We start from the raw sequence: 26376 nt of genomic DNA, 5'->3' as shown, positions 1-26376 counted from the left end.
CATGCTGCAACTCGTGGGCGGCGCGGTCGTCCTGGTGGTCGTGGCCGGTCTCTTCGCGTGCCTGGAGACCGCCCTCGCGCGTATCTCCCGGGTCCGCGCCGAGGAACTGGTCCGCGAGGAACGCCGGGGCGCCAAACGCCTCCTGACGGTGGTTCAGGACCCCGCCCGCTATCTCAACCTGGCCCTGCTGGTGCGGGTCGCGTGCGAGCTGTCCGCGGCCGTCCTGGTCACCGTCGTGTGCATGGACGACTTCGCCGAGACCTGGCAGGCGGTGCTGGTCACGATCGGGATCATGGTCGTGGTGTCCTACGTCGCGGTCGGCGTGTCCCCGCGCACCGTGGGCCGCCAGCACCCGGTCACCGTGGCCACGATGGGCGCGCCCGTGCTGTTCGGGCTCGCCCGCGTGCTCGGTCCGCTGCCCAAGCTGCTGATCCTGCTGGGAAACGCGCTCACCCCCGGCAAGGGCTTTCGCGAGGGCCCGTTCGCGTCCGAGGCCGAACTGCGCGCGTTCGTGGACCTGGCCGAGAAGGACTCGCTGATCGAGGACGACGAGCGCGAGATGTTGCACTCGGTGCTGCAACTGGGCGACACCATCGTGCGCGAGGTGATGGTGCCCCGCCCGGACATGGTCTTCATCGAGCGGCACAAGACGCTGCGCCAGGCGATGTCGCTGGCGCTGCGCAGCGGCTACTCACGGATCCCGGTGATCGGCGAGAACGAGGACGACGTGGTGGGCATCGTCTTCCTCAAGGACCTGGCCCGGCGCAGCACGATGGGCGATCCCGGCTGGGCCAAGGAGGACGTCGACTCGATCATGCGCCCGGCGACCTTCGTGCCGGACAGCAAGCCGGCCGACGACCTGCTGCGCGAGATGCAGGCCGATCGCACGCACATGGTCGTGGTGGTGGACGAGTACGGCGGCACCGCCGGGCTGGTCACCATCGAGGACATCCTGGAGGAGATCGTCGGCGAGATCACCGACGAGTACGACACCGAGAGCCCGCCGGTCGAGCAACTCCCGGACGGCGCCTTCCGGGTCACCGCCCGGCTGCCCGTGGACGAGTTGGGCGAACTCTTCGGCCTCGAACTCGACGACGAGGACGTGGAGACGGTCGGCGGACTGCTCGCCAAGGCGCTCGGCCGGGTGCCGATCCCGGGCGCCGCGGCCGTGGTCGAGGGTCTGCGGCTGATTGCGGAGAGCCCGTCGGGCCGGCGCAACCGGGTCGGCACGATCGTGGTGAGCCGGGTCGACCGGGACGCAGGCTAGGGTGTGCCGGCACCCGTACCGCGCCGAGCAGGAGGCCCCGTGAGCGCCGAGACGCCCGAGTTCACCGTCGACCCCGAGGACGCCAAGATCGTTACCCTGGCCCGGGCCACCCGGGCCCGCAACGGGGCGAGCGAGGGCGCCGCCGTGCGCGACGAGACCGGACGCACCTATACGGCGTCCACGGTCGCGCTGCCGTCGTTGGAGCTGTCCGCACTGCGCACGGCCGTCGCGATGGCGGTCGCGGGCGGCGCGCGTGGTCTGGAGGCGGCGGCGATCGTCGGGGAGACCGACACGGTCACCGAGGCCGACCGGGACGCCGTGCGCGATCTGGGCGGCGCGGGTACGCCGATCCTGTCGGCCGGACCGGACGCGGTCGTGCGCGCGATCGTGACCGTCTGAGGTTCGCTTCGGAGCGTCCGAGGACGGCCGACACCCGTCCGAGGTCGGCTTCGGGGGCGGCCGGCGCACCCGCGGCGCAAGGAACGCTCGTATCTTGAGCGACAATGTCACGCATGAGTGATCGCCCTAACCCCTCCGCGCCCGTCCACCGCTCGGGCTTCGCGTGTTTCGTGGGCCGCCCCAACGCCGGCAAGTCCACCCTGACGAACGCGCTGGTGGGCACGAAGGTGGCGATCACGTCGGGCCGCCCCCAGACCACCCGCCACACGGTGCGCGGCATCGTGCACCGTCCCGACGGCCAACTCGTCCTGGTGGACACCCCCGGCCTGCACAAGCCGCGCACGCTGCTCGGCCAGCGGCTGAACGACCTGGTCCGGGCCACGTGGGCGGAGGTCGACGTGATCGGCTTCTGCATCCCGGCCGACCAGAAGGTGGGGCCCGGTGACAAGTTCATCGCGGCCGAGTTGGCCGAGGCCAAGCGCACGCCCAAGGTCGCGATCGTGACCAAGACCGACCTGGTGGACCAGCAGACGCTGGTCCAGCAGTTGCTCGCGGTGCAGAAGATGGGCGAGGACGTCGGCATCGAGTGGGCCGAGATCATCCCGGTCTCCGCGGTCGGCGACAGTCAGGTGACCCTGGTCGCCGACCTGTTGATGCCACTGCTGCCGGCGGGCCCGCCGCTGTACCCGGACGGCGAGCTCACCGACGAGCCGGAGATGGTGATGGCGGCCGAGCTGATCCGTGAGGCGGCCCTGGAAGGCGTCCGGGACGAACTCCCGCACTCCCTCGCGGTGGTCATCGAGGAGATGATCCCGCGCGAGGACCGCCCCGCGGACAAGCCACTGCTCGACGTGCACGCGAACCTCTACGTCGAACGACCGAGCCAGAAGGCGATCGTCATCGGGCACAAGGGTTCACGGCTGAAGGACGTGGGCACGCGGGCCCGCAAGCAGATCGAGGCGCTGCTTGGGACGCCCGTCTACCTGGACCTTCACGTGAAGGTGGCCAAGGACTGGCAGCGCGACCCCAAGCAGCTCCGCAAACTCGGATTCTGAGATCGAACGGGTGGGTCAGCGGCCGTAGGGGCCGCTCTGGGTGCGGTTCGCGGACATCAGGATGAACACGGCGGCGCCGATCGCGAGGACGGCGCCGATCAGGACCATCCAGAGGCCGAATTCGGCTGTGAGGTCCACCTTCTCCAGGATCTTCTTGGCCTGATCGGCCCGGGCGCCGGAGAGGTCCGCCTCCTGGATCGGCAGCCGGGTCTTGTCGGCGATGTTCCAGATCGCGAAGCCGAGCGCCACGATGCCCGCGACCCCCGCGCCCGCGGCGATCTGGGCCTTGCGCATCGCGACGCCGACGCCGAACAGCACTACGGCGATCAGGCCCGCGGCCAGCGTCCACTTGCCGTCGCCTTCGAGGCCCTTGATCGGGTCACCCTCGCCATCGGCGCCGATCCAGGCCAGGCACGAGCCGATCGCCACGATCACCGACGCGATCACGCCGGCGATCGCGGCCGGCGCGAACGGCGGGAGACCGCCGCCCATGCCGCCTCCGCTCGGCGTGGGCGGCGGATATCCACCGGGCTGCTGCCCGTAGCCCTGCTGCTGGCCGTACGGCTGCTGTCCGTACCCGGGCGGCGTTTGCTGGCCGTACTGCGGGGGCTGCTGCCCGTACTGCGGAGGCGGCTGCTGACCGTAGCCGCCCTGCTGAGGTTGTTGTCCGTAGCCCGAGCCGCCCTGCTGGGGGTATCCGCCGGGCTGGCCCTGACCCGGCTGTGGTCCGTATGGGCCCTGGTTGTCGTAGCTCATGGTCAGGCAGCGTAGGAGCAACCCGGCCTTCGGGGGAGGGTCGGGGCCGAAAAGATCGCATGTGTTCGTATGCCGGATGCCGGCCCGACCGCTGCGATCGGTCGGGTATGGTTGCAAAATCATGCGTCAGTGGCTGCTTCTCCTTAGCCGCCGCGCCGGGGGCTCATCCCTCTGACAGAGGTCAGACCGGCTCCCCCGTCGCGGGGATAGAGGCATGTCCGCACGTCGGAGCCTCCGGGATGTTTCTCCTCCCGTCGCCGGCCTACCTGCCGTTGCAGCCCGTTCCTCGCATACCAGGAGACCAGCCGCATGCCTTCCGTGAATCGCGTCACGCCGATCACCGCCTCGTCCGTGACGCAGCAGCCGTCCGGGATGCCGATCCACAAGTACAAGCCATTCCAGGGCGTCGACCTGCCGGACCGCACCTGGCCGTCGAAGACGATCACGGTCGCGCCCCGCTGGCTGTCCACCGACCTGCGGGACGGCAACCAGGCGCTGATCGACCCGATGAGCCCGGCCCGCAAGCGGACCATGTTCGACCTGCTGGTACGGATGGGATACAAGGAGATCGAGGTCGGCTTCCCGGCCGCGTCGCAGACCGACTTCGACTTCATCCGCTCGATCATCGAGGAGGGCGCGGTACCGGAGGACGTCACCATCTCGGTGCTGACCCAGGCCCGCGAGGAACTGATCGAGCGCACCGTCGAGTCGCTGATCGGCGCGCCCAAGGCCACGGTGCACCTGTACAACGCGACCGCGCCCGCCTTCCGCCGGGTCGTCTTCAACGTCGACCGCGAGCAGTGCAAGGCGATCGCGGTGTCCGGCACCGAGCACGTGATGCGCTTCGCGGACAAGCACCTGGGCGACGAGACCGCGTTCGGCTACGAGTACTCGCCCGAGATCTTCATCGACACCGAGCTGGACTTCGGGCTGGAGGTCTGCGAGGCGGTGATGGACGTGTGGCAGCCCGAGGCCGGCCGCGAGATCGTGCTGAACCTGCCCGCGACCATCGAGCGCTCGACGCCGAACGTGTACGCGGACCAGATCGAGTGGATGAGCCGCAACCTGACCCGCCGCGAGTTCATCGCGCTGTCCGTGCACCCGCACAACGACCGGGGCGCGGCGGTGGCGGCGACCGAGCTGGCCGTGATGGCCGGTGCCGACCGGGTCGAGGGCTGCCTGTTCGGGCACGGCGAGCGGACCGGCAACGTGGACCTGGTCACGCTGGGGATGAACCTGTTCAGCCAGGGCGTGGACCCGATGATCGACTTCTCCGAGATCGACGAGATCCGGCGCACCGTCGAGTACTGCACGCAACTGCCGGTGCACCCGCGCCACCCGTACGCGGGCGACCTGGTCTACACCGCGTTCTCCGGCTCGCACCAGGACGCGATCAAGAAGGGCCTGGAGGCGCTGGAGCGGGACGCGGCCCAGGTGGGCAAGCCGGTCGAGGAACTGGACTGGGCGGTGCCGTACCTGCCGATCGACCCCAAGGACGTGGGCCGCACCTACGAAGCGGTGATCCGGGTCAACAGCCAGTCCGGCAAGGGCGGCGTCGCGTACGTGCTCAAGGCCGACCACAAGATGGACCTGCCGCGGCGCGCGCAGATCGAGTTCTCCCGGATCATCCAGACCAAGACCGACGCCGAGGGCGGCGAGGTGACGCCGGCGCAGATCTGGGACACCTTCCGGGACGAGTACCTGCCCACCCCGGACGCTCCGTGGGGTCGGCTGGAACTGCGCGGCCACCGCACGCTCTCCGGTACGGACGGCAAGGACGTGCTGACCGTCGAGATGAGCGTGGACGGCGAGGTGCAGACGCTGGAGGCGATCGGCAACGGCCCGATCGACGCGTTCGTCCGGTCCCTGGGCGGTCTGGGCTTCGACACCCGGGTGCTGGACTACAGCGAGCACGCGATGAGCGGCGGCGAGGACGCGCGCGCCGCGGCCTACGTCGAGTGCGCGGTCGACGGCCGGGTGCTGTGGGGTGTGGGCGTGGACGAGAACATCGTGCGCGCGTCGCTCAAGGCGATCGTGAGCGCGGTCAACCGCGCCGCGCGCGGGTGACCGCGACGGCGTGACCGAACGGCGGCCCCCGGTTCGACCGGGAGCCGCCGTTTTTTGTCCCGACTTCCCGACGCCGACGTCACGTGGCGCGTGAGCGCCCCGTCCCGTCCCGTCCTGCCGGCCCGTATCGACCTGCCCCGCGCGAACAAAAGTAACCATCTGTCCGCTTTCGATGACGCTTCGTGAAATCCGTGGCAGCATCGGAACAGGCGGAAATATCGCTTTCCGCCGCGCGGGACGCAGGGGGCTGCACCATGTTTTTCGTCGTGGGCATCCGGACCATCCGATCGGCGATCGGGGACGGCGAGTTCCACTGTCCGGCGTGCGGAGGCGATCGACGCTTCCGCAAGGGCGGGGGCCGGCGCCGACTCGTGCTGTTCGGGGTGGCGTTGATCCCGCTCGGGCGGGCCGGATCGGGGATCGAGTGCGCGGTGTGCTGCACCCGGCACGAAGTCTCGGTACTGGAGACGCCGACCGCTCGTGCGCTCACCCTGATGCTGCGCGAGGCGGTGCGCGCGCTCGTGGTGGCCGTCGTCGCGGCCGTGGACGACGAGCCGCACGCGGCGGACGCGGTGCGCGCGGCGGCGGTCGAGGCGGTCCGGGCCGCGGGCACGCCGAGCTACGACGCGTGCGCGCTCGCCGTCGACGTGGGGGCGCACCATGCGCAGGACACCGCGTGGGCGCTCGCCGAGATCGCCCCGCACCTCGCGGTCGCCGGGCGCGAGCACCTGGTCGGCGTCGCGGCCCGGGTCGCGCTGGCCTGCGGGGGGTACGACCCGGCGCACCGGGTGATCCTGTACCACGCGGGCGACCGGCTCGGGCTCGGACGGGCCCGGGTCGACCACGTGCTCGCGGGCCCGTGAACCGCGACGGGCCACGCGGCGCGTCGGCCGGGCGCGGCACAATGGGAGCATGAGCCTCCTCCGTGACGAGGGTGTCGTCCTGCGCGCCCAGAAGTTGGGTGAGGCCGACCGCATCATCACCCTCCTGACCCGCGACCACGGGATAGTGCGCGCGGTCGCGCGCGGGGTGCGCAAGACGAAGTCGAAGTTCGGTGCCCGGGTCGAGCCGTTCGCGCACGTCGACGTCCAGTTCTTCACCCGGGGCAGCGAGTTCCCCGGGCGCGGCCTGCCGATCATCACGCAGGCCGAGACCCTGGGCGCGTACGGCGGCCGACTCGCGTCGGACTACGCCGCGTACACGTCCGGCACGGCGATCCTGGAGACCGCCGAGCGGCTCACCGACCACGAGCGCGGCCAACCGGCGCTCCAGCAGTACCTGCTGTTGATCGGTGCCCTGCGCACGCTCGCGGGAGGTGCCCACGAGCCCGGCCTGGTGCTGGACGCGTTCCTGTTGCGCTCGCTCGCGGTGGCGGGCTACGCGCCGAGCTTCGCCGACTGCGCGCGTTGCGGCCTGGACGGACCGAACCGGTTCTTCTCCGTCCAGGGCGGCGGGACGGTCTGCGGGGACTGTCGTCCCGCCGGATCCGTCGTACCCTCACCCGAGACCCTTTCCCTGCTCGGTGCGCTGTTGACCGGCGACTGGGGCCGAGCCGACGCGAGCGAGGCGCGGCACCGGCGCGAGGGCAGCGGCCTGGTGGCCGCGTATCTGCAATGGCACCTGGAGCGGGGCATCCGCTCGTTGAGATTGGTGGAGAGATCGTGAGTCAGTCGCGTGGCCGCTTCGGCCTGTTCCCCCGCCGTCGGCGGGCCGAGTCGGCGCCTGCCCGGGCCGCTCGGGAGCAGCGGCACTACCGCGACCCCAAGCCGCATGCCGAGGGCGCGCTGCCGCCGGAGATCCCGGCGGACCTGGTGCCCCGGCACGTGGCGCTGGTGATGGACGGCAACGGCCGCTGGGCCAAGGAGCGCGGCCTGGCCCGTACCGACGGACACACCGCGGGCGAGGCGTCGCTGTTCGACGTGGTCGAGGGCGCGGCCCAGATCGGCGTCAAGTACGTCTCCGCGTACGCGTTCTCCACCGAGAACTGGAAGCGCTCGCCCGAGGAGGTGCGCTTCCTGATGGGCTTCAACATCGACACGATCCACCGGCGGATCGACGAGATGGACGAACTCGGCGTGCGGATCCGCTGGTGCGGTCGGCGGCCCCGGTTGTGGGCGAGCGTGATCAAGGAGTTGGAGATCGCCGAGGAGCGGACCAAGAACAACACCAACCTCACGCTGGCGATGTGCATCAACTACGGCGGCCGGGCCGAGATCGCGGACGCGGCGGCGCTGATCGCCGAGGACGTCAAGGCGGGCCGGCTCGACCCGAAGAAGGTCGACGAGAAGTTGTTCGCCAAGTACCTCGACGAGCCGGACATGCCCGACGTCGACCTGTTCATCAGGTCCTCCGGTGAACAGCGCACCTCCAACTTCCTGCTGTGGCAGTCCGCCTACGCCGAGATGGTCTTCCTCGACGTGTTGTGGCCGGACTTCGATCGGCGGCACATGTGGCAGGCGTGCGAGACGTACGCGTCGCGCGATCGCCGCTACGGCGGGGCGCTGCCGAACGCGGTCACCGCGCCGCAGCCGGTGTCCTCGGGCTCCACGGCGGCCTCCGGAGCCTGATCGCCCGCGTGTGGCCGCCGGTCGCCGACCGGCGGACTCGACCGCCTGGGTGCCGGGAGGCGTTCGGGCCGGAACCGGTGGATGGGAACCGGCGGACGCGAACGGGCGGGTGAAAGGTTCGCAAAGCGCGGTGCGCGTCGAGCGGCGGCCCCACGATCAATGCGAACATGACCATCATGTTCGAAAAGAGCGCGCCGTCGCGCCCCGCCACCGCCACACGGCCGGCGCCATCGCCGCCCCGTGGCGCCGAGTCGTCGCCCGCGACCGCCGGGCCCGGGTCGCCCGTCGGCCCGCCCGCCGAGCGCTGGCGGCCGGGTCAACTCGAGTTCTTCGTCCTGGCGTTGGTCGTGCTGCTGTTCGCGCAGCCGTGGATCGTGGATCGGCTCGGCGCGCGCTCGGTGCAGACCTGGGCCACCGTGTTCGTCGCGATCTCCGTCCAAGCGCTGCCGTTCCTGGTGCTCGGCACGCTGTTGTCGGCCGCGATCACCGCGTTCGTGCCGCCGTCGGTGTTCACCAAGGTGTTGCCCAAGCGGCAGTCCCTGGCAGTGCCGGTCGCGGGCGCGGCCGGGGCGATCCTGCCGGGTTGCGAGTGCGCGTCGGTGCCGGTGGCCAGTGGGTTGATGGCGCGCGGGGTCGCGCCCGCCGCGGCGCTGGCGTTCCTGCTCTCCTCGCCCGCGATCAACCCGATCGTGCTGACCGCGACCGCGGTCGCCTTCCCCAAGCAGCCCGAGATGGTGCTCGCCCGGTTCCTCGCCTCGCTCGGCACGGCGGTGCTGATGGGCTGGTTGTGGGCGCGGTTCGGCCGGCCCGAGTGGATCAAGGTGATGCGCCGTCCGCACGATCACGGCGGCAGCGGCAAGTGGGAGAACTTCCGGCTCGCGCTCCAGCACGACTTCCTGCACGCGGGCGGCTTCCTGGTGATCGGCGCGCTGACCGCCGCGACGTTGAACGTCACGGTGCCCAAGCACGTGATCGACGCGGTCTCCGACTCGCCGTGGTTCGCGGTGCTCGCGCTGGCCTTCCTCGCCGTGGTGCTCGCGGTCTGCTCGGAGGCGGACGCGTTCGTGGCGGCGAGCCTGATCGGTTTCTCGCCGACCGCGAAACTGGCCTTCATGGTGGTCGGCCCGATGGTGGACGTGAAGCTGATCGCGCTCCAGTCGGGCACCTTCGGGCGCGGCTTCGCGGCCCGGTTCTCCTCGGCGACGTTCGTGGTCGCGATCGTCGCAAGTTACCTCGTCGGATGGTGGTTGTTGTGAGGCGGGACGTCCAGGCGGTGCTGTTGATCCTGATCGGCGGCGCGCTGCTGCGGATCTCGCTGACCGACATGTACCTGCGCTACGTCAAGGACGGCCTGCGTCCCGCGCTGCTCGCGGCGGGCGCGATCCTGCTCGCGGTCGGCCTGATCTCGGCGGTGCGGGACGGGATACAGCGCCGGGCGCCGGAATCGGCGGCGGAGCCCGCGCACGCGCACCCGGCCGAGGGCGCCGACGAGCCGGTCGGCGAGCCGGCGGAGGCGGGCGGCCACGACCACTCCACCGGCCCGCGGGCGGCCTGGCTGCTGTGTCTGCCGGTGCTCGCGCTGTTCCTGATCGCGCCGCCCGCGCTCGGCTCGTACACCGCCGCGCGATCGGACAATGTGGTGGCCAAGCCGGCCGCCGCCTCGAACGACGCGGGCTTTCCCCCGCTGCCGGCGGGCGACCCGCTGCCGATGAGCCTGGCGGACTTCCTGATCCGCTCGGTCTGGGACACCACGGCGCCGCTCAAGGACCGCAACGTCCAGCTCACCGGCTTCGTCACGCCCGGCAAGGCCCCGGGCACGTGGTACATCACCCGGATGGTGATCAGTTGTTGTGCCGCCGACGCCTTCGCTCGCAAGATCGAGGTACACGGCGTCGCGGCGCCCCCGACCGACTCGTGGGTGACGGTCACCGGCCGCTGGTTGCCCAACGGCCAAACCCAGGCGGACGACGCGATGCCCGCCCTGACCGCCACCACCGTCGTCTCGATCCCGGCCCCGCGCGAGCCGTACGAATAGGCACGTCGTGACGATGTCACCGTCCGGTCACCGCCGTGTTCGCGTCCTGCGAGCGCGGCGGTGACGCGAGGTGTCTTCTCCTACCGTGGGTTCACGGACGGATCGCCTGGGGAGGACGATCCGCCGGTCTATCGGGGGGAATCAGCATGGGGTGGGGAATGCGTCGTGCCGTCGTCGCGGCGGTCGTCGTGGGCGTACTCGGGTCGGGCGCGACCGCGTGCCAAAAGGACAAGGGAGCGGACGCCGACCGCAAGGGTGAGGCGAGCACCGAGGCGCCGAAGAGCTCGGACCGGGACGGCCCGGCCGGCGACGGCGAGCTCGAGGTCAAGGGCGTGTTCCTGACCGTCACGCCCGGCACGCTGGCCGGCGTTCGGTGCAGGACCGCGTTCATGGAGACCTTCATCGGCACGATCACCTTCGCCGACGGGCACAAGGGCGGTCGGATCACCGTCTCCTACGGCGGATCCTCCGGCAGCATGAAGCAGGAGGAGATCGACGTGCCCGCGGGGAAGAAGTCGATCACCAAGACGTTCGCCTACTCGGAGTTCCTCTCCGGCGGTTCGATCGCGGCCGGGCAGCTCAACGTGCTGAAGCCGAACCGGGTCGGCTCGGCCACGGTGCGGCCCACCGGTACGTGCGTCGAGGGCGGGACGTGGGGTGGCACGGCCGGTACGACCGCAGGCGGCACCTGGTAGTCGATCGGGCCGGCGTCAGTCGGTCGCCTTCGCGCACTGCGCACACGTACCGAAGATCTCCAGTTCGTGCGAGACGTCGCCGAAGCCGTGTTCGGCGGCGATCCGGTTCGCCCAGCGCTCCACCGCCGGGCCCTCGACCTCGACGGTGCGTCCGCAGGAGCGGCAGACGAGGTGGTGGTGGTGCCCGCGGCTGCACCGGCGGTAGACCGACTCGCCGTCCTGGGTGCGCAGCACGTCCACCTCGTCCGCGTCGGCGAGGGCTTGGAGCGTGCGGTAGACGGTGGTCAGCCCGACCGCCTCGCCGCGCTGCTTGAGCAGGTCGTGTAGGTCCTGCGCGCTGCGAAAGTCCTCGATCTCGTCGAGGAGGGCCGAGACGGCGGCACGCTGCCGGGTGGACCGACCCCGAACCGGGCTCGTGCCGTGGGCGGTGGTCACCTGGGTGCCTCCTCGATCGCTGCGGGTCGGACGGCGCCGTTTCCGTACCGGCGCCCTGTGTCTATGTCCGAGTCGCCATTGTGCCGGCGTCCGGTACCCCCGCGTCCACATGTACGTCGTCCACCCGAGGCTGATCCGCCTCGGCGGCGGCGGCCTCCGCGCGCCGGGCCCGGCGCCGGTTCAGCGGTGTCGCGAGCACCCCCACCACGACGAACAGCGCGATCGCGAGCAGCACGATGGTGGCCCCGGGCGGCGCGTCCACGTAGTACGTCAGCGTCGTACCGGAGACCGAGACCAGCACGCCGACCACGATCGAGATCGCGGCGGTCATCGCGAAGGTGCGCGAGAGCTGCTGGGCGACCGCGACCGGGACCACCATCAGCGCGCTCACCAGGAGCAGCCCCACCACCCGCATCGCGACCGTCACGGTGACCGCGGCGGTGACCGCGAGCAGCAGGTTCAGCGTGCGTACGGGCAACCCGGTCACCCGGGCGAAGTCCTCGTCCTGGCAGACCGTGAACAGCGCGCGGCGCAGCCCGAGGGTGACCGCGAGCACCGCGACGGCCAGGATCGTGATGATCTTGACGTCCTCCGGCGAGACCGAGGTCAGCGAGCCGAACAGGTACGACTGGAGATTGGCGTTGGACCCCTCCGGGGCGAGGTTGATCAGCATCACGCCGCCCGCGATGCCGCCGTAGAAGAGCACCGACAGCGCGACGTCGCCGCTGACCTTGTTGCGCTCGCGGATCAGCTCGATCAGCACCGCGCCCACCGACGCGGTGAGCACCGCGGTCAGTACGGGGGAGGTGCTGAGCAAAAAGCCCAGGCCCACGCCGGTGAGCGCGACGTGTCCGATGCCGTCGCCCATGAACGCCTGGCGGCGTTGCACCAGGTAGACGCCCACGGCGGGCGCGGTCATGCCCACGAGCAGGGCCGCCAGCAGCGCGCGCTGCATGAAGGGGAAGTCCAGGATCGTCACGAGAGAAGTCCCATCCCGGCGCGGTGCGCGGTGTGATCGTCGTGCGGGTGTACGTGGTCGTGGCCCGGCAGCGCGTGCTGGCCGACCGCTTGGGGCGGCGGCCCGTCGTGGCACACGCAGCCCTCGCGCAGGACCACCGCGCGGTCGATCAGCGGCTCCAGCGGGCCGAGTTCGTGCAGCACGAGCAGGACCGCCCGGCCCTGCTCCTGCTGCGCTCGCAGGGTGCCCGCGAGCACCTCCTGGCTGCGCAGGTCCACGCCCGCCATCGGCTCGTCCATGATCAGCAGGTCGGGGCGGCGGGCCAGGGCGCGGGCGATCAGCACCCGCTGCTGCTGGCCGCCGGACAGGTGCGCGATGCCGTCGCGCGCGCGGTCGAGCATGCCGACCGCCGCGAGCGCCTCGTCCACCGCGGCCCGGCCGTCCCGGCCCGGTCCCAGCACGCGGCGGCCGTTGAGCAGGCCGGAGGTGACCACCTCGCGCACACTGGCCGGCACCCCGGCGGCGGCCGTGGTGCGCTGCGGCACGTAGCCGATCCGGGACCAGTCGCGAAAGCGCGCGAACGGCGTGCCGAACAGCTCGATCGTGCCGCCGGTCAACGGGACCAGGCCGACCAGTGTGCGGACCAGCGTGGACTTGCCCGAGCCGTTGGCGCCCAGCAGCGCGACCACCTCGCCGGGGCGCACGTTCAGGTCCACCCCGCGCAGGACCGGGCGCCCGCCCAGGGACGCGGTGCCGCCGATCAACCGGGCGACCGGCTCGTGAAGTTCCGTCATGAGCAGCCGAGTCCCTTCCGCAGCGCGTCCAGGTTGGCGCGCATCACCGAGAAGTAATCGTTCTCGGCCTCGTTCTCTATGCCCTCGAGCGGATCCAGGACGCCGGTCTGCACCTTCAGGTCCTGGGCGAGCGTCCTGGCGGTCTTGGGCTCGGCCAGGGTCTCGAAGAAGATCGTGGTCACGCCGCGCTCCCGGGCCAGCTTCTGGATGTCGGCCCGGCGGGCTGGGGAGGGCTCGGACTCGGGATTGACGCCGTTCACCGCGATCTGGTTCAGGTGGTAACGCTCCGCGAGGTAGCCGAAGGCGGCGTGACTGGTCACCACGTCCTTGCGCGCGCAGGTCGCCAGGCCGGCGGTGAACTCGCCGTCGAGCCCGTTCAGGCGCGCGGTCAGGTCGGCGGCGCGGGCGCGGTAGTCCTGCGCGTTGGCCGGGTCGGCGGCGGCGAGCGATTCGCCCACGCCGCCGGCGATCGCGGCGAGGCGGGTCGGGTCGAGCCACACGTGCGGGTCGCCGTGTTCGGCGTCCGCGTGGTCGTGGCCCTCGTGCCCGTCCTCCTCGGCGCCGTGCACCTCGGTGCCGTGTTCCTCCAGCGGTGCGAATCTGCTCGCCTCCGCGGTGTGCTTGGGCTTGTTCTGCTGGATCGCCTTGTCCACCGCGGGTTGCAGACCCTTGAGGTAGACCACCAGATCGGCCTGCGAGATTGCGCCGACCTGCTTGGGGGTCAGCTCCAGGTCGTGCGGCTCGGCCCCGGCCTTGGTCAGGTTCGTCACCTTCACGTGCGGCCCGCCGACCTGCTGGGCGACGAATTTCATCGGATAGAAGGCCGCGATCACGCGCAGCTTCGCACCCGCCCCGGTGTCCGCCTTCGCGTCGTCGGTACCGGCGCATCCGGAGAGCAACAGGGCGGACGCGGCGGCGGTCGCGAGCAGTGCGGCCGGAGCGGTGCGACGTATCTTCATGACAATGATTCTCAACTAGAATGACAATCGTTGTCAATAATAGCGGATTGGGCCAACCGTGGCGGAGCGGGCCTCGGGCATAAGGATTTACCGGGTCGACCAGCGCGCCGGTAGCCTGTGCCGACACTGTCACTGCCCGCATCGTCGCACCGAAGAGAGCATTGTGGCCGCCGACAAGATCGACACCATCGTCAGCCTGAGCAAGCGCCGAGGCTTCGTTTACCCCTGTAGTGAGATCTACGGCGGCCAGAGGGCCGCCTGGGACTACGGTCCCCTCGGCGTGGAGCTCAAGGAGAACATCAAGCGCCAGTGGTGGCGCACGATGGTCACCTCGCGTGACGACATCGTCGGTCTGGACTCCTCGGTCATCCTCGCCCGCGAGGTGTGGGAGGCGTCCGGTCACGTCGAGGCGTTCGTCGACCCACTGACCGAGTGCACCTCGTGCCACAAGCGCTACCGCGCCGACCACCTCGAAGAGGCCTACGAGGCCAAGCGCGGCCGGCTGCCGGAGAACGGCCTCGCCGACATCTCCTGTCCCAACTGCGGGAACAAGGGCACCTTCACCGAGCCCAAGATGTTCAACGGTCTGCTCCAGACCTTCCTGGGCCCCACCCAGGACGAGTCCGGCCGCGCGTACCTGCGCCCGGAGACCGCCCAGGGCATCTTCGTCAACTACAAGGCCGTCGAGCAGACCTCGCGCAAGAAGCCGCCGTTCGGCATCGCCCAGACCGGCAAGAGCTTCCGCAACGAGATCACGCCCGGAAACTTCATCTTCCGCACGCGCGAGTTCGAACAGATGGAGATGGAGTTCTTCGTCAAGCCGGGTGAGGACGAGACCTGGCAGGAGTACTGGATGCAGCAGCGCTGGGACTGGTACGTCGGTCTCGGCCTCAGCCCCGACAACATGCGCTTCTTCGAGCACCCGAAGGAGAAGTTGTCGCACTACTCCAAGCGCACGGTCGACATCGAGTACCGCTTCAACTTCGGTGGCACCGAGTTCTCCGAGCTGGAGGGCATCGCCAACCGCACGGACTACGACCTGCGCACCCACTCGGAGAAGTCCGGCACCGACCTGTCGTACTTCGACCAGGACGCCGGCGAGCGCTGGTTCCCGTACGTCATCGAGCCCGCCGCGGGCCTGAACCGGGCGATGCTCGCGTTCCTGCTCGACGCGTACTTCGAGGACGAGGCGCCCAACGCCAAGGGCAAGCTGGAGAAGCGCACCGTACTGCGTCTGGACCCGCGCCTGGCGCCGGTCAAGGCCGCCATCCTGCCGCTGTCGCGCAACACCGACCTCTCGCCCAAGGCCCGTGGGCTGGCCGCGGACCTGCGCCAGTACTGGAACTGCGACTTCGACGACGCCGGTGCGATCGGCCGTCGTTACCGCCGCCAGGACGAGATCGGCACGCCGTTCTGCATCACCGTCGACTTCGACACGCTCGAGGACAACGCGGTGACCGTGCGCTCGCGCGACACGATGCAGCAGGAGCGGGTCTCGCTCGACCAGGTCGTGGGCTATCTCTCGGCGCGGCTGCCGGGCTGCTGACCCGAACCCGGCCGTAGGCCGCGGAGCACGGGGGACGACACGAGGGGCGCCGTCGCGGACGGCGCCCCTCGTTGTTCGTCGCGCACCGATCGGCGAGCCGACGTCGCGTCGCGGACGAGCCCGCTCAGTCGCGGACCGACCGGCTCACTTGAAGATGCCGGCCATGATGCGGTCCGTCATCCGGTAGGTCAGATCGCTGTAGACGGCGCTCGCCGCCTTCGAGGCTTCCTCGCCCTGGCCCTTGAGCGGACCCCCGTCGGCCCGGCCGATGTCCATCACCAGCACGTAGTGCCCGGTCGTGGTGGCGACCGCGATGTGCTCGGAGCCGTCCTTGAAGGCGACCCCGCTCGACGCGGGCGGTGCGAGCCAGGCCGTCGGCGACGTGGCGAACGGAATCTTCTCCAGCGCCTGCTTCAACGCCTGCGCCTTGGCCTTGTCCGGCACCGAGACCACCGACAACGTCGCCACGTACTTGCCTGCGGAGTCCTTGTACGACCCGCGCAGCACACCCACACAGCCGTTCTGCGTGATCGCGGTGCCGGTCGCGGTGACCACCTTCGAACAGTCCGCGGCAGCGCTGCCGTCGGCGGACAGTTGCCGGTACTTGCCGCCGCTGCGACCGTCGAACTCGGCCGGGTCCTTGAAGAAGTAGTCCGTGGTGAAGGGCAGCTTGTCGGTGGAGACCGCGTCGATGTTGGACGTGTTCGGCGGCGGCGCGGACTGGAAGCCCTTGGGCTCGTCGGTGGGCGCACCGGCCGAACCCTGCGGCGCGGGCAGCGCGCCGCCGTTGCTCGCCGGGTTCGGCGACGAGTTCGCGGCCGGCTTCTTGTCTTCGCCGTCGTCCTTGGACAGGAAGAAGAAGGCCCCGCCGCCGATCACGCCGAGCGCGACCACCGCGGCCACCGGCATCAGCCACTTCCGCCGGCTCGGCGGCGGGGGCGGCGGCTGACCGTACCCCTGGCCGTACTGCTGCTGCGGATACGGCTGACCGTACGGCTGTTGTGCGTAGCCGGGTTGCCCATACGGTTGGCCGCCGTAGGGCTGTTGACCGTTGTTCGGTTGGCCGTACGGCTGTTGCCCGTGGCCGTAGCCGGGCCCGTTCGGGGGCTGCGGGGGCGGGTAGGCACTCATGTTGCGGAGATTAGTTCATCGGGACGACGGGTCAGGGCCGGATTCCGAAGCGTGGTCGGTCGAGCCGGCCAGCCGGGCCCGGGCCTCCATCAACGCGAACCCCAACAGGTTCAGCCCGCGCCAGCGCTCGGGGTCGGCGGCCCGCTCGTCGTCGGCGGCCAGCCCGATGCCCCAGATCCGGTCCAGCGGACTGGCCTCCACCAGCACCCGCTGCCCGGTGCCCAGCAGGAACGCGGCCATCGCGGGGTGCTGCCCGAACTTGGCCACGTTGCCCGCCACGATCAGCTCGAACCGCTCGTCCACCCAGCGCCGCTCGTCGAAGCCGCGCACCTGCCGACCGATCGTTTTGGCGGTTTTCGGGTGGCCCGCCGCCAGCACCCGCCGCTCCGCGTCCGCGTCGCCGAACATCCGCGCCTTGCCCGCCATCATCCAGTGCTCCGCGGTGCGATAGCTCACCCCGTCCACCGTGAACGGCGACGGATACCACTGGCTCAGACAACCCGAGTCCACACCCTCGCGCGGCTCCCGATGGCCCCAGAAGAAGACGTACTTCAGCCGAGGACCACGCCGCGCCCGCAGGACGAGGGACGCGACATCGCGAGGTTCGACGGCGCGCCGGTCACCGGACGCCTCACCGGGCTCGTCGGTCGCCGTGCGGGAATCCCCGGAATCCATGCTCATGGCGACGATCGTGTCAGCACCGACGGACACCCGGAAACAGCTTTTCCCGGTGGGGGACAATGGATCGGATCCATCCCCACACCCTTCTGGAGCATCGTCCATGGCACCCGCCGACGCATCCACCCCCGACGCGACCGGCAGCCCGTGGGCGCCGTTGCGCCTGGGCGCCGAGGGCGGCGCGCGGATCTGGCCGCCGGTCGTGCTGGCCCCGATGGCCGGCATCACCAACGCGCCGTTCCGCACGTTGTGCCAGGAACAGGCGGAGGCGGCGACCACCGCACGGCCCGCCGGGCTGTACGTCAGCGAGATGATCACCACCCGCGCGTTGGTCGAGCGGGACGCCAAGACGCTGCGCCTGATCCGCTTCGCCGAGACCGAGCGCCCGCGCAGCATCCAGCTCTACGGCGTCGACCCGCACATCGTCGGCCGCGCGGTGGCGATGATCGTGGACGAGGGCCTGGCCGACCACATCGACCTCAACTTCGGCTGCCCGGTGCCCAAGGTCACCCGCAAGGGCGGCGGCTCGGCGCTGCCCTACAAGCGCAATCTGCTGCGCGATATCCTGCGCTCGGCGGTCAAGAACGCGCGCGGCGTGCCGGTCACCATCAAGATGCGCAAGGGCATCGACGACGACCACCTGACCTACCTGGACGCGGGCCGGATCGCCGTGGACGAGGGCATCACCTGGGTCGCCCTGCACGGCCGCACCGCCGAGCAGCACTACGGCGGCACCGCCGACTGGTCCGCCATCGCGCGGCTGAAGGAGGTCGTCACCGACATCCCGGTGCTCGGCAACGGCGACATCTGGGACGCCGAGGACGCGTTGCGGATGATGCGTGAGACCGGCTGCGACGGTGTCGTGGTCGGTCGCGGCTGCCTGGGTCGCCCGTGGTTGTTCCGCGACCTGGTGTCCGCGTTCGAGGGCAGTGCCGAACGATCCCGCCCGACCTTGGGCGAGGCCACCGCGATCATGCGCCGGCACGCGGTGCTGCTCGCCGAGTGGATCGGCGACGAGACGCACGGCGTGACCGATCTGCGCAAGCACGTCGCGTGGTACATGAAGGGCTTCTCGGTCGGCGGCACCATCCGGCGCGGTCTGGCCACCGCGAGCAGCCTGGCCGAACTCGACGACTGGTTCGGGCGACTGGACCTGGACCAGCCCTGGCCGATCGGCGCGGACGGCCCGCGCGGCCGGACCGCCGGCGGCAAGCGGGTGATCCTGCCCGAGGGCTGGCTCGACGACCCCGAGTGCGCGCTGCCCCCGATCGACGCCGAGTTGGACCACTCCGGCGGCTGACCCCCGGCCGACCGCCGGCGGCCGGCATGCGGTCGCGGGTCGCGGCGTGGGCGGGATTCGGCAATTGCGCAAGCTCCCCGATGGCACGCACAGTGACGTCGTACAGTGAGTGGATGCCCAAGATTCGAGCGTCCTCCGTCGCCGAACACCGCGCGATGCAGCACGCCGCGCTGCTCGACGCCGCGCGGAGCCTGCTCGACGAGGGCGGTTTCGCCGCACTGACCTTCCCCGCGCTCGCCGAGCGCACCGGTCTGGCCCGCTCCTCGCTCTACGAGTACTTCGCCTCGCGCGCGGCCGTGGTCGAGGAGCTCTGCGCGGTGGACCTGCCCGCGTGGGTGGCCGAGGTCGAGGACGCGATGGGCGCGACCGAGGACCCGGCGCACAAGATCGCGGCCTACGTGGCCCGCCAGTTGGAACTGGTCGGTGATCGCCGTCATCGGGTGGTCGTCGCGATCTCCACCGGCGAGCTGGACACGAACGCGCGCGAACGCATCCGGGCCGCCCACGGGCGGATCGTCGAACTGGTGGTGGACGCGCTCGCCGCGCTGGGCCACCGGGACCCGATGTTGGTCGCGACGCTGGTCCAGGGCATGGTCGACGCCGCGGTCCGGCGGATCGAATGCGGCGCCGACCCCGGCGCGGTCGAGGCGGCCACGCTGGCACTCGTCCTCGGTGGCGTCGCCCGGGTCGCCGAACCCGATCGGGCAGAGTCCGAATAAGCGGAGCCCGAAATAGCGGAACCCGAAGAGGCAGAGCCGGAGGAAGCGGAGCCCGGACCCGGACGGTTCGGGTACAACCGCACCCGCACCCGCCGCAGCAGGGTCAGCGGATCGCGGTACCCGGGCACCAGCAGTCCCCAGTGCAGGCACGGCTCGGCCAGATGGAACGGTCCCGGCGCGAGCCCCCCCAACGGCTCGCCCGCGGCGACCGCGCGCCCGACCGGCACCGACGCGAGCACCGGCTCGTAGGTCGTGCGCACGTCCCCGTGCCGCACGCTGACCACCCCGCGCCCGGCCACCGACCCCGCGAACACCACCACCCCCGCGCCCGCCGCGAGCACCGGTTGTCCGACCCGCGCGGCGAGATCCACCCCACGATGCCCCGCCGACCACGCCGCCACGGGCGCCTCGAACCCGCGCAGCACCTCGGGCCGGGGATCCAGCGGCCACACCCAGCGCCGGACCGCCGGCGCGGGTCGCACCGTGCCGGTCGCGGCCGGCGGTCCGGCCGTGGACAACACGGCCGTGAGCAAAACGAGACACAGCACGATCGGCCCTCGGCCGGGTTTCGACGCGTTCATGCGGACCAGACTCGTCCGCGTCGAGCCGTACCCCGGCCGACGCGACGCGCACTGTGGACAAAAAGCGGCTCACTGCGTGTAGACAACTTCTTCTGTGCATAACCGGACGGCGATTGTCGAAGACCGATACGGCTCGAAAAGGCCGCATACAGACTGACGAGGCGTCGCAAAAGGGTGGCCGGAAGGCGAGTCGCTCGGCCGCGCGCGGTTCCCGTACACTTCCCGGAGCGGCCCGGCCTTCCGGGTCGACTTCGCGCGCCCACCTTCGAGCCGCCGACGTCCCGCATGGCGAGACGCCACCGAGCGGGACTCGATGGGGACACCTCTCGGTCCGGGAATCCGCAAGGACCTCGGCGTGGTGTCGCGGGCGTCAGGCGTGGCGGCGACCCGTCGCCACGGCACAACCGAGAGTCCCGGGCACGATCGCCGGGACGAGAGCCCAAGGAGCGTACGGCCATGGCCGTCGTCACGATGCGGGAGCTGCTGGAAAGCGGCGTCCACTTCGGTCACCAGACCCGCCGCTGGAACCCGAAGATGAAGCGCTTCATCTTCACGGAGCGCAACGGCATCTACATCATCGACCTGCTCCAGTCGCTGTCGTACATCGACCGCGCCTACGAGTTCGTCAAGGAGACCGTCGCCCACGGTGGCACGATCCTCTTCGTCGGCACCAAGAAGCAGGCGCAGGAAGCGATCGCCGAGCAGGCGACGCGCGTGGGCATGCCCTACGTCAACCAGCGCTGGCTCGGCGGCATGCTGACCAACTTCTCGACCGTCTACAAGCGCCTCCAGCGCCTGAAGGAGCTCGAGCAGCTCGACTTCGACGACGTGGCCGGCTCGGGCATGACGAAGAAGGAACTGCTCGTCCTCAAGCGCGAGAAGGACAAGCTGGCGAAGACCCTCGGCGGTATCCGCGACATGCAGCGCGTGCCTTCGGCCGTGTGGATCGTGGACACCAAGAAGGAGCACATCGGCGTCGGCGAGGCCCGGAAGCTGCACATCCCGGTCGTCGCGATCCTCGACACCAACTGTGACCCCGACGAGGTCGACTACAAGATCCCGGGCAACGACGACGCGATCCGCTCGGTCACGCTGCTCACCCGCGTGATCGCCGACGCCGTCGCCGACGGTCTCATGTCGCGTGCCGGTGGCGCCGCCGCCGACACCAAGGCCACCGCCGGCGAGCCCCTCGCCGACTGGGAGCGCGAGCTGCTCGAGGCCGGCAAGAAGGAAGAGGCCGCTCCGGCCGAAGCCGCCCCCGCCGCCGAGGAGATCGTCGAGTCCGGCTCGGTCACCGAGGCCGATGTCGAGGCCGAGGCCACCGAGGCCGCCGCCGAGGCGCCGGCAACCGAGGCGCCGGCCACCGAGGCCGACCCGCAGGTCTGACCCTGGATCGAGGGGTACGACGGCCCAGCCGGCGTACCCCTCGCCCTGTGCCGGGCCCCGATCACGGTGCGTGCGTACCTGGGTACGTCCCCGTATGTGTCGGAATACCCGCACAGCCCCTTGACCTTCATCGGGTGGGGCGACAACCTCACCCGCAGTCGCTCGGCGCAACCGGGCCGCTGACCCGAGAGACGAGAGAATCAGGACATGGCGAACTTCTCCGCCGCGGACGTGAAGAAGCTCCGTGAGCTCACCGCCGCAGGCATGATGGACTGCAAGAAGGCCCTCGAAGAGGCCGAAGGTGACGTCGACAAGGCTGTCGAGATCCTTCGCGTCAAGGGCCAGAAGGGCGTCACCAAGCGCGAGGGCCGCTCGGCCTCCAACGGTGCCGTCGTCGCGCTGCTCGACGGCAACGCGTCCGGCGTCCTGGTCGAGCTCAAGTGCGAGACCGACTTCGTGGCCAAGAGCCCGAAGTTCATCGAGGCCGCCGAGGCGATCGCCGCGCACGTCGCCAAGAGCTCGCCCGCCGATATCGCCGCGCTGCTCGCGAGCGAGATCGAGGCCGGCAAGACCGTCCAGCAGTACGTCGACGACGCCAACGTCACGCTCGGCGAGAAGATCGTGCTCGACCGCTTCGCGCAGTACGCCGACGGCTTCGTCGCGGCCTACCTGCACAAGACCAGCCCCGACCTGCCCGCGCAGATCGGCGTGCTGATCGAGCTGGACGGCGCCAACGCCGAGGTCGCCAAGGACGTCGCGCAGCACATCGCCGCGTTCTCGCCGACGGTGCTGAACCGCGAGGACGTGCCGGCCGAGACGGTCGAGAACGAGCGCCGCGTGGCCGAGGCCACCGCGCGCGAGGAGGGCAAGCCCGAGGCCGCCCTCGCCAAGATCGTCGAGGGCCGGGTGACCGGCTTCTTCAAGGAGAACGTGCTGCTCGACCAGGCGTTCGCCAAGGACAGCAAGAAGTCCGTGGGCAAGGTCCTGGACGAGGCCGGCGTCAAGGTCAAGCGGTTCACCCGCTTCCGCGTCGGCGTCTGATCCGCCCCTCGCACCACCGCCCCGATTCGGGGCATGCAGTAGGCATGAACGCAAGTGGAAGCAGTATGGCGAGGAGGCCGCAAGGCGTGGAGGGAACCGTGCAGGAAACCGAAACGAAGGCGGCCTCCTCGTCGTCCGCCGAGGGCGACGAGCCGAACCCCTACGCCCGCCGGGTGCTGCTCAAGCTCTCCGGCGAGGCGTTCGCGGGCGGTGGCGCCCTGGGCGTCGATCCCGACACCGTGCAGACCATCGCGCTCCAGATCGCCGACGTGGTCCGCCGGGGCACCGAGGTCGCCATCGTCATCGGCGGTGGCAACTTCTTCCGCGGCGCCGAATTGCAGATCCGCGGCATGGACCGCGCGCGCTCGGACTACATGGGCATGCTCGGCACCGTGATGAACTGCCTGGCGCTGCAGGACTTCCTGGAGAAGCAGGGCATCGACACCCGCGTGCAGACCGCCATCACGATGGGCCAGGTCGCCGAGCCGTACATCCCGCGCCGGGCGGTGCGACACCTGGAGAAGGGTCGCGTGGTCATCTTCGGCGCGGGCATGGGCATGCCCTACTTCTCCACCGACACCACGGCCGCCCAACGCGCGTTGGAGATCGACGCGGTCGCGCTGCTCATGGCCAAGGGTGTCGACGGCGTGTACGACTGCGACCCGAAGGCCAACCCGGACGCGGTCATGTTCGATCACCTGGACCACGCCGAGGTGCTCGCCCGCGGGCTCAAGGTCGCGGACGCCACCGCGATCAGCCTGTGCATGGACAACGAACTGCCGATCGTCGTCTTCAACCTGCTCGTCGAGGGCAACATCGCCCGCGCCGTGCGGGGTGAGAAGATCGGCACCCTGGTCAGCCGTACCGACGGCTGATCGACGGCGACAGGACCGGGACAGGAGCCGACATGATCGACGAGATTCTCCTCGAAGCCGAGGAAAAGATGGAGAAGGCCGTCGTGGTCGCCAAGGACGACTTCGCGGCGATCCGCACGGGCCGGGCCACTCCGGCGATGTTCAACAAGATCCTCGTGGACTACTACGGCTCGCCCACGCCGGTGAACCAGCTCGCGTCGTTCACCACGCCCGAGCCGCGCATGGTCATCGTGACCCCGTTCGACCGCGGTTCGACCAACGCGATCGTCAAGGCGATCCGGGACTCCGACCTCGGGGTCAACCCGACCGACGACGGCAAGCTCATCCGCGTCGTCTTCCCGCAGCTCACCGAGGAACGCCGCAAGGAGTTCATCAAGCTGGCGCGGGGCAAGGGCGAGGACGCGAAGATCTCGTTGCGGGCGATCCGCCGCAAGGCGAAGGAAACGCTCGACAAGCTGGTCAAGGACGGCGAGAGCGGCGAGGACGAGGTGCGTCGCGCCGAGAAGGAACTCGACGACACGACCCACAAGTACGTCGCGCAGATCGACGAGTTGCTGAAGCACAAGGAAGCCGAGCTGCTCGAAGTCTGATGAACGACTCGACCTGGGGCGGTACGCCGCCGGCCGATCCGCCTGCGGGAGCGCACCCCGATCTGCCGCCCGGCCACGACCCGTACGGGTCGTACGGCGCGTGGCCGGAGCAGGTCCCGGACGCCCCGACGGGTCAGGACGCGGCCCACTACGACGCGGCCCGGTCCGGTGGTTACGGGGATGGCGCCACTCGGGCGCAGCAGCACTTTCCCGCCGGCGTCGGGGTACAGACACAGGATGACCACACGCAGGTGCTGTCACCGATCGCGGGTCACGACCCGGGCGACGAACCGGAGCCGCACTCGGGTTCCGCGTTTCGGGACGAGCCCGCCCGGACGGACGCGGCTCGGATCGACCCCGGGCGTGAGGGGCTCGCGGTGACCGAGGAGCCACCCGCGAAACCCGTAGGCAAGGCCGGCCGGAACCTGCCGCAGGCGATCGGAGTCGGTGCCGGGCTGGGCGGGATCATCATCGCCTCGCTGCTCACCCTGCCGGTGCTGTTCGTCGGCGTCGTGCTGCTTGCGGTGCTGGTCGGACTGTGGGAACTGGCGGGCGCGTTCGGTCGTGCCGAGGCGGTCGCCGACGCGTCCGGTCGGACCGCGCAGGGCGCCACCGTCGGACGCGGCATCCGGATCCCGGTGGTACCGCTCGCGGTCGGCTCGGCGGCGATGCTCGTCGCCGGCTACGCGCGCGGTGCGGAGGGGCTCGCGATCGCCACCGCGTTGACCGCCGTGGCGGTGATGATCTGGCGGATGACCGAGGGGCCAGAGGACTTCCTCCGGGACATGACCGCCGGCGTGTTCACCGTCTTCTACCTGCCGTTCCTGGCCGGGTTCGCGGTCCTGATGCTCGGCGACGACGACGGCGCGCAGCGGGTGTTGACCTTCATCATCCTGGTGGTCTGCGCGGACACCGGCGCCTACGCGGCCGGCGTGACCTCCGGCGGCCCGCACAAGATGGCGCCCAGGATCAGTCCCGGGAAGAGCTGGGAAGGCTTCGCCGGCGGGGTGTTCCTGGCCGCCGTCGCGGGTGCGGTCTGCGTGACGACCATGCTCGACGGCGCGTGGTGGCAGGGCGCCGTGGTGGGCGTCGCCGCCGCCGCGGTGTCCGCGCTCGGGGACCTGGCCGAATCGATGATCAAGCGGGACCTGAAGGTCAAGGACATGGGCAACCTGTTGCCCGGTCACGGTGGCGTGATGGACCGACTCGACTCGCTGCTCGCCGCGGCTCCCGTGGTGTGGCTGCTGCTCGCCGTATTCGTATGACCCGGACCTGATCCGGCAAGAAACCGGACAGGCCGCGTGTGCACGAGAGCGGGGCCGAACCGGCCCCGCCCGTACACCTGCGACACTGGACGAGCCATGCCCAAACCAGGAGAACTCACCTTCACCGCGCCGCCGCGTCGTTCGAAGCCGCCGCGCCACCTTGCCGACCTCACCCCCACCGAGCGCCGCGAGGCCGTCGCCGAGTTGGGGGAGAAGCCGTTTCGCGCGGCTCAATTGTCCAAGCACTACTTCGGCCACCTCTCGGACGACCCCGAGCAGTGGACCGACATGCCCGCCGCGTCGCGGGCCAAGCTCGCCGAGGCGCTGTTGCCCGAGCTGATGACCTCCGTGCGGGACATCTCGTGCGACGACGGCGCGACCCGCAAGTCGCTGTGGAAGCTCTTCGACGGCACGCTCGTCGAGGCCGTCCTGATGCGCTACCCCGACCGGGTCACCATGTGCGTGTCCTCGCAGGCGGGCTGCGGGATGAACTGCCCGTTCTGCGCCACCGGCCAGGCCGGTCTGACCCGCAACCTGTCCACCGGCGAGATCGTCGAGCAGGTGCTCGCGGGCGCGCGGGCGCTCGCCCGCGGCGAGGTGCCCGGTGGCCCGGGCCGGGTCAGCAACATCGTCTTCATGGGCATGGGCGAGCCGCTCGCCAACTACAAGGCCGTGGTCGGCGCGGTCCGCCGACTGACCGACCCGAGCCCCGACGGGCTGGGCGTCTCCGCCCGCTCGGTGACCATGTCGACGGTCGGCCTGGTCCCGGCGATGTACAAGCTCGCCGACGAGCGCGTCCCGGTCACCCTCGCGCTGTCCCTGCACGCGCCGGACGACGACCTGCGCAACACCCTCGTGCCGGTCAACACGCGCTGGGACGTGCGCGAGGTGCTGGACGCCGCGTGGCACTACGAGGGCGTCACCGGTCGACGGGTGTCCATCGAGTACGCGCTGATCAAGGACATCAACGACCACGGCTGGCGGGCCGACCTGCTCGGGCGCCGGCTCAAGAACCACAACGCACACGTCAACCTGATCCCGCTCAACCCCACGCCGGGGTCGAAGTGGACCGCGTCGACGGCCGAACGCCAGGAGGAGTTCGTTCGCCTGCTGACCAAGCACGGCGTGCCGGTCACCGTCCGGGACACCCGCGGTCGCGACATCGACGGCGCCTGCGGCCAGCTCGCGGCCGCCGAGGTCTAGGCCCTGTCCGGCGGATCCTGGTGGGTCCGCGCCGCCTGGCACCGTGCATCGCCGCACCGGAGAAGCAGCCGAAT

The 26376-nt window shown here is 70.6% G+C and carries 26 protein-coding genes and 1 pseudogene; 19 read left to right on the top strand and 8 right to left on the bottom strand.

From position 1 onward, the window contains the following. Nucleotide 1 precedes the first annotated feature (1 nt). The 3 genes from ACIRL2_RS12890 to era all read left to right on the top strand — a co-directional run bounded on the left by ACIRL2_RS12890 (nucleotide 2) and on the right by era (nucleotide 2721). Nucleotides 2-1267: a hemolysin family protein gene (locus ACIRL2_RS12890; protein ID WP_402231947.1), complete on the top strand. Its 1266-nt coding sequence runs from the start codon at nucleotides 2-4 to the stop codon at nucleotides 1265-1267. A 39-nt stretch (nucleotides 1268-1306) separates the two neighbouring features. Further along, on the top strand, nucleotides 1307-1666 hold the full coding sequence (locus ACIRL2_RS12885) for a cytidine deaminase (RefSeq protein WP_402231945.1): 360 nt from the start codon (nucleotides 1307-1309) through the stop codon (nucleotides 1664-1666). Between the two features lie 104 nt (nucleotides 1667-1770). Further along, nucleotides 1771-2721: a GTPase Era gene (era, locus tag ACIRL2_RS12880; RefSeq protein WP_395862015.1), complete on the top strand. Its 951-nt coding sequence runs from the start codon at nucleotides 1771-1773 to the stop codon at nucleotides 2719-2721. 15 nt (nucleotides 2722-2736) lie between these two features. Here era and ACIRL2_RS12875 read toward each other — a convergent pair whose 3' ends face one another. Then, entirely contained in the window at nucleotides 2737-3477 is a 741-nt protein-coding gene (locus tag ACIRL2_RS12875) for a hypothetical protein (protein WP_402231943.1), read from the bottom strand. Between the two features lie 309 nt (nucleotides 3478-3786). Between ACIRL2_RS12875 and leuA the strand changes: the two genes are divergently transcribed. From leuA to ACIRL2_RS12840, 7 genes are all read left to right on the top strand, one after another. Beyond that, nucleotides 3787-5544, top strand: coding sequence for a 2-isopropylmalate synthase (gene leuA, locus ACIRL2_RS12870; protein WP_395862019.1), 1758 nt, complete (start codon nucleotides 3787-3789; stop codon nucleotides 5542-5544). A 254-nt stretch (nucleotides 5545-5798) separates the two neighbouring features. Further along, complete coding sequence (locus ACIRL2_RS12865) at nucleotides 5799-6407, top strand: TerB family tellurite resistance protein (RefSeq protein ID WP_402231941.1); 609 nt, start codon at nucleotides 5799-5801, stop codon at nucleotides 6405-6407. A gap of 49 nt (nucleotides 6408-6456) precedes the next feature. Next, a complete protein-coding gene (gene recO / locus ACIRL2_RS12860; protein ID WP_402231939.1) occupies nucleotides 6457-7209 on the top strand; it encodes a DNA repair protein RecO in 753 nt (250 codons plus the stop codon). Between the two features lie 23 nt (nucleotides 7210-7232). Then, nucleotides 7233-8111, top strand: a complete 879-nt coding sequence (locus ACIRL2_RS12855; protein ID WP_402231996.1) for an isoprenyl transferase — start codon at nucleotides 7233-7235, stop codon at nucleotides 8109-8111. Between the two features lie 167 nt (nucleotides 8112-8278). After that, on the top strand, nucleotides 8279-9367 hold the full coding sequence (locus ACIRL2_RS12850) for a permease (RefSeq protein WP_402231938.1): 1089 nt from the start codon (nucleotides 8279-8281) through the stop codon (nucleotides 9365-9367). Continuing rightward, nucleotides 9364-10146 (top strand): TIGR03943 family putative permease subunit, encoded by a 783-nt coding sequence (locus tag ACIRL2_RS12845; RefSeq protein WP_402231936.1) that lies wholly within the window; start codon nucleotides 9364-9366, stop codon nucleotides 10144-10146. Before ACIRL2_RS12850 ends, ACIRL2_RS12845 begins: the two co-directional genes overlap by 4 nt. 158 nt (nucleotides 10147-10304) lie before the next feature. Then, nucleotides 10305-10841 carry a hypothetical protein gene (locus ACIRL2_RS12840; protein ID WP_395862030.1) on the top strand — a complete coding sequence of 179 codons (537 nt, stop codon included), beginning with the start codon at nucleotides 10305-10307 and terminating at the stop codon, nucleotides 10839-10841. A 15-nt stretch (nucleotides 10842-10856) separates the two neighbouring features. On the opposite strand, the gene ACIRL2_RS12835 is transcribed toward ACIRL2_RS12840, so the two are convergent. The 4 genes from ACIRL2_RS12835 to ACIRL2_RS12820 form a co-directional block, all read right to left on the bottom strand. Next, the gene (locus ACIRL2_RS12835; protein WP_395862032.1) at nucleotides 10857-11276 is read right to left on the bottom strand and encodes a Fur family transcriptional regulator; all 420 of its coding nucleotides are present in this window, start codon (nucleotides 11274-11276) and stop codon (nucleotides 10857-10859) included. 61 nt (nucleotides 11277-11337) lie between these two features. Continuing rightward, complete coding sequence (locus tag ACIRL2_RS12830) at nucleotides 11338-12255, bottom strand: metal ABC transporter permease (protein WP_395862034.1); 918 nt, start codon at nucleotides 12253-12255, stop codon at nucleotides 11338-11340. Further along, on the bottom strand, nucleotides 12252-13028 hold the full coding sequence (locus ACIRL2_RS12825; protein ID WP_395862036.1) for a metal ABC transporter ATP-binding protein: 777 nt from the start codon (nucleotides 13026-13028) through the stop codon (nucleotides 12252-12254). Before ACIRL2_RS12825 ends, ACIRL2_RS12830 begins: the two co-directional genes overlap by 4 nt. Continuing rightward, nucleotides 13025-13987: a metal ABC transporter substrate-binding protein gene (locus ACIRL2_RS12820; RefSeq protein ID WP_395862038.1), complete on the bottom strand. Its 963-nt coding sequence runs from the start codon at nucleotides 13985-13987 to the stop codon at nucleotides 13025-13027. Before ACIRL2_RS12820 ends, ACIRL2_RS12825 begins: the two co-directional genes overlap by 4 nt. A 163-nt stretch (nucleotides 13988-14150) precedes the next feature. Between ACIRL2_RS12820 and ACIRL2_RS12815 the strand changes: the two genes are divergently transcribed. Beyond that, complete coding sequence (locus tag ACIRL2_RS12815) at nucleotides 14151-15533, top strand: glycine--tRNA ligase (RefSeq protein ID WP_402231933.1); 1383 nt, start codon at nucleotides 14151-14153, stop codon at nucleotides 15531-15533. 144 nt (nucleotides 15534-15677) lie between these two features. Here the strand turns inward: ACIRL2_RS12815 and ACIRL2_RS12810 are convergent, their stop codons facing one another. Both ACIRL2_RS12810 and ACIRL2_RS12805 read right to left on the bottom strand, forming a co-directional pair. Then, nucleotides 15678-16664, bottom strand: a complete 987-nt coding sequence (locus ACIRL2_RS12810) for a hypothetical protein (RefSeq protein WP_395862042.1) — start codon at nucleotides 16662-16664, stop codon at nucleotides 15678-15680. A gap of 15 nt (nucleotides 16665-16679) precedes the next feature. Next, nucleotides 16680-17345, bottom strand: coding sequence for an NADAR family protein (locus ACIRL2_RS12805; protein ID WP_395862044.1), 666 nt, complete (start codon nucleotides 17343-17345; stop codon nucleotides 16680-16682). Between the two features lie 100 nt (nucleotides 17346-17445). Here ACIRL2_RS12805 and dusB point away from each other — a divergent pair, with 100 nt between their 5' ends. After that, nucleotides 17446-18642, top strand: a complete 1197-nt coding sequence (dusB, locus tag ACIRL2_RS12800) for a tRNA dihydrouridine synthase DusB (protein ID WP_402231930.1) — start codon at nucleotides 17446-17448, stop codon at nucleotides 18640-18642. Between the two features lie 113 nt (nucleotides 18643-18755). Then, entirely contained in the window at nucleotides 18756-19361 is a 606-nt protein-coding gene (locus ACIRL2_RS12795; protein ID WP_395862047.1) for a TetR/AcrR family transcriptional regulator, read from the top strand. 143 nt (nucleotides 19362-19504) lie between these two features. Here the strand turns inward: ACIRL2_RS12795 and ACIRL2_RS12790 are convergent. Further along, nucleotides 19505-19942: pseudogene (locus ACIRL2_RS12790) on the bottom strand (M23 family metallopeptidase); the annotation flags it as partial. A gap of 456 nt (nucleotides 19943-20398) precedes the next feature. Between ACIRL2_RS12790 and rpsB the strand changes: the two are divergent. The 6 genes from rpsB (at nucleotide 20399) to rlmN (ending at nucleotide 26302) form a co-directional block, all read left to right on the top strand. Continuing rightward, entirely contained in the window at nucleotides 20399-21328 is a 930-nt protein-coding gene (gene rpsB / locus ACIRL2_RS12785) for a 30S ribosomal protein S2 (protein WP_402231928.1), read from the top strand. Nucleotides 21329-21535: 207 nt separating this feature from the next. Beyond that, nucleotides 21536-22369, top strand: a complete 834-nt coding sequence (tsf, locus tag ACIRL2_RS12780) for a translation elongation factor Ts (protein ID WP_395862051.1) — start codon at nucleotides 21536-21538, stop codon at nucleotides 22367-22369. 65 nt (nucleotides 22370-22434) lie between these two features. After that, nucleotides 22435-23244 carry a UMP kinase gene (pyrH, locus tag ACIRL2_RS12775; protein ID WP_395862053.1) on the top strand — a complete coding sequence of 270 codons (810 nt, stop codon included), beginning with the start codon at nucleotides 22435-22437 and terminating at the stop codon, nucleotides 23242-23244. 32 nt (nucleotides 23245-23276) lie between these two features. Next, complete coding sequence (frr, locus tag ACIRL2_RS12770) at nucleotides 23277-23834, top strand: ribosome recycling factor (protein ID WP_360304662.1); 558 nt, start codon at nucleotides 23277-23279, stop codon at nucleotides 23832-23834. After that, nucleotides 23834-25099, top strand: coding sequence for a phosphatidate cytidylyltransferase (locus ACIRL2_RS12765; protein ID WP_395862055.1), 1266 nt, complete (start codon nucleotides 23834-23836; stop codon nucleotides 25097-25099). The genes frr and ACIRL2_RS12765 overlap by 1 nt, the downstream gene beginning before the upstream one ends. A gap of 96 nt (nucleotides 25100-25195) precedes the next feature. Then, nucleotides 25196-26302, top strand: coding sequence for a 23S rRNA (adenine(2503)-C(2))-methyltransferase RlmN (gene rlmN, locus ACIRL2_RS12760; RefSeq protein WP_395862057.1), 1107 nt, complete (start codon nucleotides 25196-25198; stop codon nucleotides 26300-26302). The last annotated feature ends 74 nt before the right edge of the window (nucleotides 26303-26376 follow it).

The sequence above is a fragment of the Embleya sp. NPDC127516 genome, assembly GCF_044765325.1.
Lineage (GTDB): Bacteria > Actinomycetota > Actinomycetes > Streptomycetales > Streptomycetaceae > Embleya.
This window is presented reverse-complemented; position numbering and strand designations above follow the sequence as displayed.